This is a genomic window from Paenibacillus sp. J31P316 (assembly GCF_056269105.1).
In genome coordinates, this window is record NZ_JBWDNI010000002.1 from 1,088,439 (window position 1) to 1,100,953 (window position 12,515).

At 54.8% G+C, this 12,515-nt stretch carries 12 protein-coding genes and 4 tRNA genes; 3 read left to right on the forward strand and 13 right to left on the reverse strand.

From position 1 onward, the window contains the following. A tRNA-Val gene (locus AC0YNU_RS10495) sits at positions 1-76 on the forward strand. A 137-nt stretch (positions 77-213) separates the two neighbouring features. Here the strand turns inward: AC0YNU_RS10495 and AC0YNU_RS10500 are convergent. After that, the gene (locus AC0YNU_RS10500; protein WP_475755946.1) at positions 214-561 is read right to left on the reverse strand and encodes a hypothetical protein; all 348 of its coding nucleotides are present in this window, start codon (positions 559-561) and stop codon (positions 214-216) included. Positions 562-742: 181 nt separating this feature from the next. Between AC0YNU_RS10500 and AC0YNU_RS10505 the strand changes: the two genes are divergently transcribed. Then, complete coding sequence (locus AC0YNU_RS10505; protein WP_475755948.1) at positions 743-1,081, forward strand: L,D-transpeptidase; 339 nt, start codon at positions 743-745, stop codon at positions 1,079-1,081. A gap of 111 nt (positions 1,082-1,192) precedes the next feature. Further along, complete coding sequence (locus AC0YNU_RS10510) at positions 1,193-2,191, forward strand: S-layer homology domain-containing protein (RefSeq protein ID WP_475755950.1); 999 nt, start codon at positions 1,193-1,195, stop codon at positions 2,189-2,191. A gap of 59 nt (positions 2,192-2,250) precedes the next feature. On the opposite strand, the gene AC0YNU_RS10515 is transcribed toward AC0YNU_RS10510, so the two are convergent. The 12 genes from AC0YNU_RS10515 to AC0YNU_RS10570 form a co-directional block, all read right to left on the reverse strand. Continuing rightward, complete coding sequence (locus tag AC0YNU_RS10515) at positions 2,251-3,072, reverse strand: SPL family radical SAM protein (RefSeq protein WP_475755952.1); 822 nt, start codon at positions 3,070-3,072, stop codon at positions 2,251-2,253. Between the two features lie 6 nt (positions 3,073-3,078). After that, a complete protein-coding gene (locus tag AC0YNU_RS10520) occupies positions 3,079-3,789 on the reverse strand; it encodes a uracil-DNA glycosylase (protein WP_475756264.1) in 711 nt (236 codons plus the stop codon). Between the two features lie 121 nt (positions 3,790-3,910). Then, on the reverse strand, positions 3,911-4,090 hold the full coding sequence (locus AC0YNU_RS10525) for a hypothetical protein (RefSeq protein ID WP_475755955.1): 180 nt from the start codon (positions 4,088-4,090) through the stop codon (positions 3,911-3,913). A gap of 501 nt (positions 4,091-4,591) precedes the next feature. Then, a tRNA-Leu gene (locus tag AC0YNU_RS10530) sits at positions 4,592-4,677 on the reverse strand. A 22-nt stretch (positions 4,678-4,699) separates the two neighbouring features. Then, a tRNA-Ile gene (locus tag AC0YNU_RS10535) sits at positions 4,700-4,776 on the reverse strand. Between the two features lie 21 nt (positions 4,777-4,797). Beyond that, positions 4,798-4,874, reverse strand: a tRNA-Met gene (locus tag AC0YNU_RS10540). A 93-nt stretch (positions 4,875-4,967) separates the two neighbouring features. Beyond that, entirely contained in the window at positions 4,968-5,132 is a 165-nt protein-coding gene (locus AC0YNU_RS10545) for a hypothetical protein (RefSeq protein WP_170312332.1), read from the reverse strand. A 159-nt stretch (positions 5,133-5,291) separates the two neighbouring features. Next, positions 5,292-6,833, reverse strand: coding sequence for an extracellular solute-binding protein (locus tag AC0YNU_RS10550; protein WP_475755957.1), 1,542 nt, complete (start codon positions 6,831-6,833; stop codon positions 5,292-5,294). A 5-nt stretch (positions 6,834-6,838) separates the two neighbouring features. Further along, on the reverse strand, positions 6,839-7,711 hold the full coding sequence (locus tag AC0YNU_RS10555) for an ABC transporter ATP-binding protein (RefSeq protein WP_475755959.1): 873 nt from the start codon (positions 7,709-7,711) through the stop codon (positions 6,839-6,841). A gap of 6 nt (positions 7,712-7,717) precedes the next feature. Next, the gene (locus tag AC0YNU_RS10560) at positions 7,718-10,621 is read right to left on the reverse strand and encodes an ABC transporter permease (RefSeq protein ID WP_475755961.1); all 2,904 of its coding nucleotides are present in this window, start codon (positions 10,619-10,621) and stop codon (positions 7,718-7,720) included. Between the two features lie 3 nt (positions 10,622-10,624). After that, positions 10,625-11,707 carry an efflux RND transporter periplasmic adaptor subunit gene (locus tag AC0YNU_RS10565; RefSeq protein ID WP_475755963.1) on the reverse strand — a complete coding sequence of 361 codons (1,083 nt, stop codon included), beginning with the start codon at positions 11,705-11,707 and terminating at the stop codon, positions 10,625-10,627. Continuing rightward, positions 11,673-12,437 (reverse strand): ABC transporter ATP-binding protein, encoded by a 765-nt coding sequence (locus AC0YNU_RS10570; RefSeq protein ID WP_475755965.1) that lies wholly within the window; start codon positions 12,435-12,437, stop codon positions 11,673-11,675. The genes AC0YNU_RS10565 and AC0YNU_RS10570 overlap by 35 nt, the downstream gene beginning before the upstream one ends. Positions 12,438-12,515: the final 78 nt, after the last annotated feature.

The following is a 12,515-nucleotide window of genomic DNA, read 5'->3' on the forward strand; positions in this document are numbered from 1 at the left end:
GATCTGGTAGCTCAGCTGGGAGAGCACTATCTTGACAGGGTAGGGGTCACAGGTTCGAACCCTGTCCAGATCACCATAACTCGTCTAATGAAACCTTGAGAAATCAAGGTTTTTTTTGTATGGTCCATAGGACACTCGTCACACGACACTCGATTCGGCTCTCGCAAAAACGGACAATGCCTGAAACAGGCATTGTCCGTTTTTGCGCGATGGCTATGATTTGTAGCCGGGCAGACTCACATTTTGGTTCGTTAGCTTGGGCAGCAGGTTCAGCGATTCGATATGTGCTTTCGTCTCCGGCGTCCCGAGCTCGTATACATAGGCATACAGATCAAGCAGATCGTCGCTAAACTCTTCTGTCGCGGGATCCCGCTCGGCAGACTTATACGGAATAACCGCTCGCAGCGAAGTGATCTCATCGTTCCGATCTTCACGGTCGAGCTTGCGCTTGAGCGCGACCAGCTGCGCTTCGGTCCCCTGTATGGCGAGATGGTCGGTCTCCGGCGGTTCCTCCTGAATCGTCCGCGCGGATATCGATACATAGTAGGTTGGCAAACTCATGGCTGTTCTCCCCTTTCGAGCGGCTCAGCGGGTGAATGGAACGCGCTGCACGATCCGCCATACTGTTCTTTACACGGACAGGCCGTAAACGAATCCTCATGCGTCTTATTCGCCGCTGCTCCCGCAATCCAATCCCCTCCCCCGCAGCCTTCATATGATGACGAAGAGGAGGGATTGAAGAATGCCCAAATACCGAATCATCGTGGATCTGTCTGACCGCCAGCTTTATTTGTTGGACGGCAACATCGTCGTCAGAGGCTTCCCCGTAGGTATTGGCAAAATGCTCACGAGAACGCCGACGGGCGAATACGAGATCATCAACAAACAGCCCAATCCCGGGGGACCGTTCGGGGTGCTGTGGATGGGACTGTCCAAGCCGCATTACGGCATTCACGGCACGAATGAACCCGGATCCATAGGCAGGGAAGTTTCACATGGCTGCATTCGGATGTACAATGAAGATGTACTGACGTTATCGGCGCTCGTGCCGATTCATACGCGAGTCACCATAAGACCCTAGCAGCGAATCAAGGCAGACGTCGCCTTCAGCTCCTGCAACCTTTGCTAAACGGGGCGCGTCTACATAGATGAAACAATTGACAATTATTCTATTGAAAGCGGGTGGAATGAAATGAGAAAACCGTTAGCTGCCGTTAGCGTCATCCTGCTGCTGTTCGTAGCTTTGGCGCAGTCGGCGTGGGCATTCTCCGATACGAAAGGGCATCCGAACGAGGCCAAAATCAACGAGCTTCAGAAGCTCGGCATCCTGTCGGGCAGCAATGCCAAGACAGACACGTTCGATCCGAACGGCAAATTGACCTACGCTGCAGGGATCTCGATGATCGTGAACGGCCTGGGATTGAATCTCGACGGCATTAATTTCTTCAAGGAACCGAAGGTGACGGACAGCTTCCCGAACATGAAGGACGATGCTTGGTATGCGAATACGTTCATTATCGCATCGGTTAACGGACTTGATATTCCTCGCGAAACAAAGGCGAATACCGAGATGACGCGCGAGCAGTTCGCTCATCATCTGATGCAGGCATTGCTCAAGAAAGGCGATTATGCTTTCATCGACCTCTACGTGATGCTGAATGACGAAGCGGATGTGAATCCGGATTACATGGGCAGTATCCAGAAGCTGCTCATTACTAAAATCGCCAATCTGGATGCCAAACAGAATTTCTATCCAAAAGCAATCATTACGCGCGGAGATGCGGCAGGGTGGCTGTACGATACGATTCAGTTCGTCACCAAAAACACGCCAATCGAACCGCCAGATGCGGAACAGCCATTTCCGCTTACGGATTTGAGGCTGACGACTGAAGCAATTAGTCCGGATGTCAATAAAGTGACGTTGAGTGCGCAAGCGCCTCATCCCGGTTACGGCGTAAGGATCTCTTCGATCGAATTTACCGGCGACCAAGCCGTTATCCATGTTGAAGCGATCTATCCCGACAAAGATAAACAGTACCCGCAGGTCATCACGCAAGTGAAGGCCGTCACGTACGTCTCCTCCGCCTTCAAGCCCGTTATTGGCGGAAACGCCTCGGATGCGGGTTCCGGCAGCGCGGCTGGCGGATCGACCGGCATCATTGGCAGCGACGGCGATACGCAGAACGATTAACGCAATTAACAAGTAGACAAGAAGAAGCCCCGGCAAATTGCCGGGGCTTCTTTCACATGTTAGGGCAGAAAACCTTCCTGCCCGAAATAGACGCTGCCTGAAGGCATAAGCGCCTTCAAGGTATGAACGAACGCATCCGCCGTCTCAGGCGTATAGAGCGATTCCGCCCCTATTTCACGGTAACGCTCGCTCATCTTCAGCTGTGCGGAGCGTTTGCCGCCGCTTCCGTCGCCGCGGAAGAAGTCATCCACCACGACGCGTTCGGCAGCATTTGCGATTAAGGCAGGAAATCCATCGCTGCATGGCAGCAATGGCGATATCGCAAGCTGCGTCGGAATGGCGTTTTGACGCAGCTCCCGAACCGCCCTCAGCCGTGCCGCGAGCGGCGGGGCATACGGCGTAAGCTCCTTACGGACGGCTTCCAGATCCGTTTCAACCGTCAAGCTCACGCGCACCCGGTCTCCCAGCCGCTTCAGCAGATCCAAGTCTCGCAGTACGAGCGGACTCCGGGTCTGAAGCAGCAGAAACTGCGGCGGCTCCTCAACCATCGCCTCGAGCAGCCGGCGTGTGAGCCGTTCCTTATATTCAGCAGGCTGATAGGGATCAGTAGCGGAAGACATGAAGAGCGTAACCCCACCTTTTGCAATCGCCCTTCGCCATTCTTTGCGGAAGCCTACTTCGTCAAATGGCTTGGGATCGACCCATTCGCCCCACGGACTTCCTTTAAATAGCGCAATCGGCATCCGCCTGACATAACAATACGAGCAGCCGAACGTACAGCCGACATACGGGTTGAGCGTGTACGCGTAGCCTGTCAGGTACCCGGACGCGGGATTCAACCAGCGAACCGTTCGTTTCTTCGCCTTCTCCAGTTCAGGCACGCTGCCTCACCTCTCGCTCGTTGACGCTGCTTCCAGCTGCGCAAGCGATGAGATCTGCCACTCGATGTCTCCTGCACCGACTTGGCGCAGGCAAGCATTTATTTTCGAGTATGGCCGGCTCCCGAAGAAACCGCGGCGCGCCGAGAGCGGACTCGGATGCGGCGATGCGATGACAAAATGGCGGCCCGTATCGATAAGCGCCTCTTTCGCCTGCGCATGCTTGCCCCATAGCACGAATACGACGGGCTGCTCCCGCTTGTTCAATTCACCGATCACGGCATCGGTGAACCGCTCCCAGCCGAGTCCTTGATGCGAGGCAGGCTGGCCGTCCCGTACGGTCAGCACCGCGTTCAGGAGCAATACGCCTTGCTTAGCCCAAGGAAGAAGGCAGCCATGGTTGGGAATGGAGCAGCCGAGGTCTTCGTGCAGCTCCTTGAACATATTTTGAAGCGACGGCGGCTTCTTGACGCCTGGCATCACGGAAAAGCTGAGCCCCTGCGCCTGGCCAGGACCGTGATACGGATCCTGGCCGAGAATGACCACCTTCACATTCTCGTACGAAGTATATCGGAGTGCATTGAAGATTGCAGACTGTGCTGGATATACAATACCCTCATCGTATTCTTGATCAACCGCTCGAAGCAGCTTGCGGAAGTAGGGCTGCTCGAGCTCAGGAGCCAGAATCTTCGACCAATCATTTTCAAAGGATGGCTTGATCATGTTCGCTCTCCCTTCTCATAGAAAAACCTCCTGCGCAGCGTATCTGAACCAATCAGAACGCCGTCCAGGAGGATCTGTGTCCCTCTAGTATATGTAAACGAGAATGGAAATTCAAACGCTATTCTCTGCCAAAAAATCGGCTGGCTTCAAGCTCCACTTCTTCGATATGCACATCCCGAATCCGCTCATCCCGAAAATACTTCCAAATCTCGTAATAATCCCGTTTCATATAAATGTTCATCCGGAACTTCCCCATTCGAAACATGACCTTATAGCCGACGATCTTCTCACCAGGCATTGATGCACCCCGCTCCATGATTGTAGCAACCCTCGTGCTTGTCCGCGCACAAGTCAAAGTATAGCCATCGTAGTGCTGCTTTGGCAATAAGAAAAGCCAAAAATAGTAAACTTTCAAAGTGTATGATGCAACGAAGGGACGACTAGTTCTAGAAAAACAAACAACCCCGAGTGCTCTAGGATTACTTAAGCGCAACAGGCGATAATTGAATCCGCATGATGATCATCTAGCACAGGATTTAAGTCCTGTGCGCCTAACTGTTTCGGCAGCCCTTGCTCCGTTCGCACGAGACGACCTTAATCCCCATGTTAGGAACGAACAATGGACCCCTGACCTGCTAAAATAAAAAACCTCCTTATTCGGCCATCTGAGTTCGAAAACTCAACTACCGCAAAGGAGGATTCATCTGTTTACAATTGAATTGTAACGAGTAAATAGCGTTATCGGGAAGGATCCCTATAAAAAAACAAAAAACCTTGAAATCTCAAGGTTTACTTAGAGTGCCGAGGACGGGAATCGAACCCGTACGGTGGTCACCCACCGCAGGATTTTAAGTCCTGTGCGTCTGCCAGTTCCGCCACCCCGGCATAGTGTGATGTATTGTGGAATTGGTGGGCCCTGAGGGACTCGAACCCCCGACCAATCGGTTATGAGCCGACCGCTCTAACCAACTGAGCTAAGGGCCCTTGCGATAATAATCGAAAGGTTGGTTGCGGGGGCAGGATTTGAACCTGCGGCCTTCGGGTTATGAGCCCGACGAGCTACCGAGCTGCTCCACCCCGCGATAACACCGATTCACATCAAAACAATCAATGGCGACAAGAATTAATATACTATAGAATTTAGCAATAAGTCAAGCATTGTTAAGCAAATATTACTATGGGAGGAATCGTACGCCAAAACGCCCTTTTCGCGAGCGAAACACTTCGATCTCCTGCGGGCAGTCGTATCCGTACACCCACCAATCGTTCTCCATCCGTTTGACCAAACAGCCGGCTTGGAACTTGGTCTCGTACAAACGCCCCCAGTATACCCATTTCATGACGCGTATCTCCCTTCGTTGCCGTTTCGCTTAGCGTTCCCATATTCGGCAGAAATAAGCATGCCAGGCAAACGAGCCCTTGTTATAGAACCGCAAAGAAAAGCAGCTGCGCTTCATCGCGCAGCTGCCTACATCTCTTCTATTCGTTCACGTTTACGGTTAGTCCAGCGGTCTCGGTTCGCCGATCCCGCCGCCGTCAGTACCTTCGAGAGGTCCGTTCGGATTCGTTTTGATCTTCTGCAGCAGCACGTCGCCCTTGGTCTGCCATTCCTTCAAGGCTTGATCGACGGATTTCTTCTTCTGCAGCACTTCTTGGAATAACTGCGGCGCGATGTTTTGCACTTGATACAGGTTCGGTTTATCCTGATACAGCTTATCGATCGCTGGATCCTGAGGCGCCACCGGCTTCAAGGTATAGAACGCTTCGATATTGTAGTCCATGCCGTCTTTCGGTTTCAGGAACGATTTGCGCGATACCATCTCGTAGGTGCTGCGGGATTTGAGCTCCGCCCACTGCTTGCCGTTGTTGAACGCGATGAATTCCCACGCGTCGTCGCTGTTTTGCGCTTTCGCGTTGATGGCCATCAGATTGCTCAAGTAAATGTTGCCGCCGACGCCAGGCACTTCGGTGAATTGCGGTACGGTCACGACATCCCAGTCAATGTTCGGGATTTTCGTGTTTTTGGCTGCCGCATCTTTTACGGCGGAGAGCTGGCTCACGTAATCGTAGCCGCTCAAGCTCATCGCGACGCGGCCGCTTAAGAACAGGTCGCCTTGGAACGGATTGTATGCGACGGCTTTGTCTTTGATGATGCCGCCGCCATCGGTGGCGCCGTTATTCATATCTTCTTGGCTAGGTACGATTTTGTTCAAATACAGGTCGGAGATATCGGTCCATACCTTCTTCCAGCCCGGCTGGTCGACGGTCATTTTCTCCGCCGTGTTATCGAACATTTTCAATTGCAGCGGCGCGGCATACGTTTGGGAATCATAGAACGGATCGCCGGCGTAGCGATTGAAAGACAGCCCGAACTTCCGATCCTTGCCCTCGCCTTTCGCAATCCGTTTCGCGAGCGTAATAACATCCGGCCAAGTCATGTTGTCCGTCGGCGGCTCGATGCCCGCATCGGCGAACATTTTCTTGTTAAAATACAAGGCCGAAGAATTGAACGTAGGGGTAAGCGCGTAAATGCTATTGTCTCCGATGTCTTTGATGCCGTTAATGACGGACGGCACGATATCGTCGATATCGAACTCGTTATCCTGAATGTAGGAATCGAGATTCTTGACCATGTTATCCTGAACGAGACGCTTCAGGATACCGGAATCCATAATGACGACGTCCGGCGGATTGCTGCCTTCCATCATCTTCTTCACTTCCGCGTAAACATCCGGCTGCTTCTTATTCGGATCCGGTTCTTCGAAACGCTGGTCGTCGTAGTTGATCGCGCCGACGATTTGGATATCCACGTTCTGATGCGTCAATTCATAGCCGTCGGTAAACTGCTGCCGGTAGTATTGCTCGCTGTCGGCGTTGGACGAGACGAATCCGACCCGCAGCACATGCTGTTCCGTGCTTCCGCTGTCCCCTTTGCTGCAAGCCGACAGGCTTGTTGCCAACAGCGCTGCCGACAACGCCATCGCGGATGCCTTCAGGACGACCTTTCTCTTGGTCTTAAACTGCGCGTTGTTGTTCCCCATACGATCTACCCCTCCAATGATTTGGGCGGCGAAATGATAATTCGCTCGCCGTCAAATTCCAACGATGCTTTATCTGTAATCTGCAAGGCGGTTAAATACGCCTTGGGAATTTGAAGCCTGCCTGCTCGGTCCACGACGGCATACTCCTCGTGAACGGTTTCTTGTGCCGAACCCGGCTCGAAATTGTCGTCCAAATTCGGGTTGCGCTTAATGAACTCGGTACTCGTCAGTCCGTCCCGAATCGCGACGACGCGGTCTACCTTGTGCGCGAGCGACAAATCATGGGTGACGATGACGATCGTGATGCCCAGCTCCCGATTGAGCCTTCTGAAAATATCCATGATCATATCCGATGTCCGCGTATCCACCGATCCCGTCGGCTCGTCGGCAAGCAGCAGCTTCGGCCGGTTCGAGAGCGAGATGGCAATAGCCACGCGCTGCTGCTCCCCGCCGGACAGCTGGTGCAGCTTGTTGTGCATCCGTTCTTTCAAGCCCACCCATTCCAAGAGCTGCTTGGCATACGCGCGGTCGAACTTCGCGGATAACATCATCGGCATTTCGACGTTTTCCAGTGCGGACAGGTACGGCAGCAGGTTCCGGGCGTTGTTCTGCCAGATGAAGCCGACGGTCTCTCGCTTATAGGACACGAGCTGATCGTCGGTAATTTTGAGCAGATCCCAGGGACCCACGCTGACGCTTCCCGCGGAGGGGCGGTCGAGACCGCCCAGTATATTCAGCAGCGTTGATTTGCCGCTGCCGCTGTTGCCGATAATCGCCATCATTTCGCCTTCGCGGACTTGAAGGTTCAGTCCTTGAAGCGCGACGACTTCGAGTTCGTCGGATTTGTAAATTTTGACCAAGCCTTCGCAGGTGATCATGGCGTGTTAACGCTCCTCTCCCATTTTGACGGCCTGATGCACGCGAAGCCTGCGGATATGGGTCAGTAACAGCAAGGCACCCATCAGCATCATGCAGGCGACGACGATATACAACTGCGTCGTGTCCTTGGCGTCGAAGACGACCCGGAACGGAGGAACGGAGTTCGCAACGTTCTCCGTCGTCTGCAGAAACGGCAGGAACAGCAGACTGGCAATTTTGCCGATAAGGATACCCAGACCGATCGACAAGCCTGCCGTAAATATTTGCTCCAGCAGAAGCATGCCCGTCAGCTGCTTACGCGACAGCCCCATCGCCCTCAAGATGCCGAACTGCACGATGCGGCCCGATAAATTGAAGAACCAGAAGAGAATGTAGCCGGTAAGCGAAATGATTATCGATACCAGGAAGCCCAAGCTCAAAATACCGAAGACGCCGCCGCGCGTCGGATGTTTGGACTGAGCAGCCAACTCGATCCGCACGTCTTTGACGTCTGCCAGTTCAATCCCGGCGGTTTCCAGCTGCTTCATGATCGGCGCCGTCAGCGCGCCCGGCTTCATCTTGAGCCATACGTCATACGGAATCATAGGCACTTGATCGTAGATGTAGTCCAAGTTCGCAATGATAAACGGCGACTGATCCGGATATTGAGCCGGCCAGTAAGGCACGATGCCGACGATCGCGAATTCGATGACGCCGTCTTGGAAGCCGGCTGTGATGCGGTCGCCGAGCTTCAGCTGATATTTCTCCGCTACATTGGATGGAATAATCGCCGCTTGCTCGTAGTAGCCCAAGTATTTCAGATAGTTGAACGGATGAACGTTATACAGATCGTTGCGGAACCATGCCACTTTGGAGAAGTCGACGTTGTCGATGCCCATCACGGTCCCTTGGCCGATCGAACGGCCGGAGACGACGATGTTTGCCTTGGTCTGCAGCACGCGTGCTGCCGCCTCGACGCCGTCCAGCTTTCGGAAAACTTCGAACGGCGGCTCGCTGTAATTGACTCGCGTCGGAACGACGGAACCACCGCCTGAACCGCCTCCGCTGCCGCCTTGGCCTCCAGATCCGCCGGAACCGCCGCTGCCCGAACCGCCTGAGCCTTCGCCTCCACCGCCGTTACTGCCTCCGCCCGTTTGAATGACCTCGGTCTTGCCTTCCCATACGGTCTGAACGACGACATCGGTTCCGTATTTATATAACGTACGCTCCGTCGAGTTCAAATCGATGGTCCGCGCGGCCGAAGCGTTATAAACGCCGAGTCCGAGCGTCAAGATCAGCAGGATCATGAGCGGATAATAGCCCTTCGACGACCGGGACAGCTGGGTCAGCGTCAAGTACAACGGCACGGGAAGCAGCTTGCGTCCGAGCCAGTTGAACAGCTTCAGCAGCCATGGGAACACCCGCAGGAAGAAGAGTCCCATGGCGAAGATCGCGAGCGCCGGCACGAAGAATAGAAACGGCTGCACATTCAGTTGATCGGTCGTCAGATTGCTCTTGACGGAAATCATCTGCCGCTCGTTGAACAAATACCAGCCATACCCTGCTACGCCGAGCAGCAGCACGTCTCCGTACCAACGCTGCCAAAGCGGCTTGCGGTCCGAACGCGCGATCTGCTTCTTGTAATCGACGATCGACGCCTTTGCATACATCACAGCCGGGATTACGGTGGCCAGCATGGCGAGCACGACGGCTCCTAATCCGGCAAGCACCGCATCGGAGGTAAAGCCGACCGGAATCGACTTCCGGTTAACGAATTCCAGGAACCCGTTGGCCGAACCGATGCTCTTCGCCATGAACCAGCCAAGTAACGGCCCCGCGCAGAGCGCGACAATTCCGAGCAGCAAGCCCTCGAGCAGATAGATCCAAATGATCTGCCTCGTCCCCGCGCCGCGGCTTCGCAGCACGGCGATGTCGCTTCGCTGCTTGTCGAGCGATTGGCGCGCGTTCATGGCGATGAAGTAGAACACCATCGCCAGCATCGGCGCCGCGAGCGTGAAGAGCAGCATCTGAAGCTGCAGGCTCTGCTTCTTGAATTCGCCGAGCAGCTTGGCGAATGAAATTTCCACCCGCGTCTCTTTGAGATGCTGATAGAGATCGATGTTAAGTCGATCCAGCGTGCTGTTGAGATGGGACAGCTGGCTCGTTTGGATATCTTTCAAATCAAAAGCGTAATACCAGCTCGCCGTATGAATCGGAACGCTGCGGTCTTTGAGCAGTCCTTGATGGAACGCCTTGTCTCCGATTGTCAACGTGCTCAACAAGCTCTCCTGCCCTTGATACCAGTAAGGATCGGTATCCTTCAGCGGCTTGTAGGCACCGACGATCTTGACCCGCAGCGTAATGCTCGACCCGCCGTAGATCGGATATTGGAACACATCGCCGATATGAATGTCGCTGCGATACATCGCCTCTTCCATCATGACGGCTTCAACGGTGTCATCGCTGCTTACGGAATCCGTGAACCAGCGGCCTTGCGTCAGCTCGGCTTTCTTATCCAGTCCAGACATCGAGCCGATGGCCATCGTGCGCGCCCTGCTGGCATCGACCTTGGTCGGATCTTCCGGCGTCAGCTCGCTGCTGCGGATCGATTCGCTTTGACTGAACGTCGTAAACGGAAAGCCGATCAAGGAAGGGACATCGTCCCGGATATATTGCTCGACTTCGTTCAGCCCGTTCAGATCCGTCTTCCCCGCCGTTTCCTGATAGCGCATCAGCAGCGAACCGGCCGGCAGTCCGCCGCCTTCGTCCTTGAGCGTCTGTGCCACGACCCGCTTCAGCGCGCCGTCCGCGTACATCGGTATGCTGGTTGCGAACGCGACGGCGATGATGAGACCGGCCAGCGAGCTCAGCGTCATCCACCGCGTGTTCCACATTTTGCGGAACAGAAAGCGAAATAGCGGCATCCCCATCGCTTATTTACCTACGACTTTCTGCCCCGGCGTCAACCCTTTGAGGATTTCCACTTCCGTCGCGGTCTGCTGTCCGACCTCCACGTCCACCTCGCGTTTGCCTTCGCTGTCGATGACCTGCACGTACGTGCGGGAGCCGATCGTGCGAAGCGCGGACGGTGGAATAACGATGGCGTTTTCCTTGCGGTCCATAATAATGGAGATAGACAGCGGCGTGCCGCGGGTAACGCCCTTCGGCAGCGGTTTATCAAGCGATACCGTCAGAAAATCTTCCGGTCTCTCCGGACGCGGAGCACCGCCGTTGCCTCCGTTTCCGCCATTGCCGCCATTACCTTCGTCGTTCGAGACAACCGGCAGCTGCACGACTTTACCCGAGAATTCGCCGGCATTGTTGATGTCTACCGTAACCGGCATGCCGACGGCGATGCCTTCGAGCTCATCCTGCGTCAGCTTCGCCGCAGCCGTCATCTTGCTCGTATCCGCGATGATGCAGACGGGATCGTAGGCCTTGATCGAATCGCCCTTGGCGACGTTCAAGCTGACGATCATGCCGGTGAACGGCGCGGTCAGCACGGCTTTGTCGATCTCCTCCTGAGCCTCCACGAGCTTCTGCCGCTTCTCTTCGAAGTCGATCTTCGCGAGCTCGAATTCGATCGGATCCATCTCGTCCTTCTTACGGAGCGTGTCCTTCATCTGCAGCTCATCCTTGGAGAATTGGAGCTTGTCGGAGCGAAGCTGCTTGCGCATGTCGTCCACGTCGAGCGTTCCGATCACCTGGCCGGCGGTCACCTTCTGATTAATCTTGACGTTCAGCTCTTTCAAGCGTTTACCGTCCAGCGAGAAGTAAAGCGTTTCTTCCTGCGTCGCAATCATTTTGCCGATTTGCGTCTTCTTCGTCTCCAGCGTCGCCGTCGTGACCTCATACTCCGGCTTCTTGGAGATTTGGGGCGGCGCGATTTCCGGCAGCACTTCCTCGTTGTCCTCGTTCGGCAGCAGCGAGCAGCCCGCCGATGTCAGCAGTGACGCGCCGATAACGACAACGGCCGCCGCTTTAAATGAATTTCCCGTCAACCATTTCGTAAACATGATCGGCAACCTCCAAAATCGTGGGATCGTGCGTTGTCATACAGATCGTTACTTGCTCGGTGCGAATGATCGTTTGGAAGACCGCCATAATCTGCGCGGCCATCTGCGAATCGAGCTCAGCCGTCGGTTCGTCCGCCAGCAGCAAGCTTGGCCGATGAGCGATCGCTTTGGCAATGGCCACGCGCTGCTGTTCCCCCCCGGACAGCTCGAACGGGCGATGATGCATCCGTTTGGCGAGTCCGACGAGCTCCAGGCAATGCTCCACGCGCGCTTTCCACTCGCTTCCGGGATACCCGGCCATGCGCAGCGCAAGCTCTACGTTCTCGTAGGCGGACAGCAGCGGCATGAGCGCGTAAGCCTGGAAAATAAAGCCCATCTCCTTGCGTCTGACCTTCGTGCGTTGATCGTCGCTCATGCTATGGAAAGGCTTGTCGTGGAAATAGATATGTCCTTTGGACGGCTGATCCAGACCGCCGATCAAATTCAGCAGCGTTGTTTTGCCGGAGCCGGACCGCCCGCGCAGCATGACCAGCTGACGGGGCAGCAGCTCCATATGAATGCCCTTCAGCACTTGCAGCGGCTGACCGCCGGCCTGAAAGGTCCGCTCCACGCCTTCGACGACGAGCAGCGGTTTCGCGATATCGCCGGCATCCGCCTTGTGCTGTTCCTGCTTATGTACGTGATTATCGATCGTTTCGGCCGCGGACTGCCTGCTCTTCCACCATCCCATCTCTACAGCGAACCCCCTTCCCATGAGAAAACTTTAATATTGCTAATGTTTAGACGCTCGATAGGTTCAAAAGGTTAC

Excerpts from the sequence above, each read along its gene's own strand:
- AC0YNU_RS10500 (WP_475755946.1), bottom strand. The coding sequence starts at position 561 with ATGAGTTTGCCAACCTACTATGTATCGATATCCGCGCGGACGATTCAG.
- AC0YNU_RS10505 (WP_475755948.1), top strand. The coding sequence starts at position 743 with ATGCCCAAATACCGAATCATCGTGGATCTGTCTGACCGCCAGCTTTAT.
- AC0YNU_RS10510 (WP_475755950.1), top strand. The coding sequence starts at position 1,193 with ATGAGAAAACCGTTAGCTGCCGTTAGCGTCATCCTGCTGCTGTTCGTA.
- AC0YNU_RS10525 (WP_475755955.1), bottom strand. The coding sequence starts at position 4,090 with ATGCCTGGTGAGAAGATCGTCGGCTATAAGGTCATGTTTCGAATGGGG.
- AC0YNU_RS10545 (WP_170312332.1), bottom strand. The coding sequence starts at position 5,132 with ATGAAATGGGTATACTGGGGGCGTTTGTACGAGACCAAGTTCCAAGCC.
- AC0YNU_RS10550 (WP_475755957.1), bottom strand. The coding sequence starts at position 6,833 with ATGGGGAACAACAACGCGCAGTTTAAGACCAAGAGAAAGGTCGTCCTG.
- AC0YNU_RS10555 (WP_475755959.1), bottom strand. The coding sequence starts at position 7,711 with ATGATCACCTGCGAAGGCTTGGTCAAAATTTACAAATCCGACGAACTC.
- AC0YNU_RS10560 (WP_475755961.1), bottom strand. The coding sequence starts at position 10,621 with ATGGGGATGCCGCTATTTCGCTTTCTGTTCCGCAAAATGTGGAACACG.
- AC0YNU_RS10565 (WP_475755963.1), bottom strand. The coding sequence starts at position 11,707 with ATGTTTACGAAATGGTTGACGGGAAATTCATTTAAAGCGGCGGCCGTT.
- AC0YNU_RS10570 (WP_475755965.1), bottom strand. The coding sequence starts at position 12,437 with ATGGGATGGTGGAAGAGCAGGCAGTCCGCGGCCGAAACGATCGATAAT.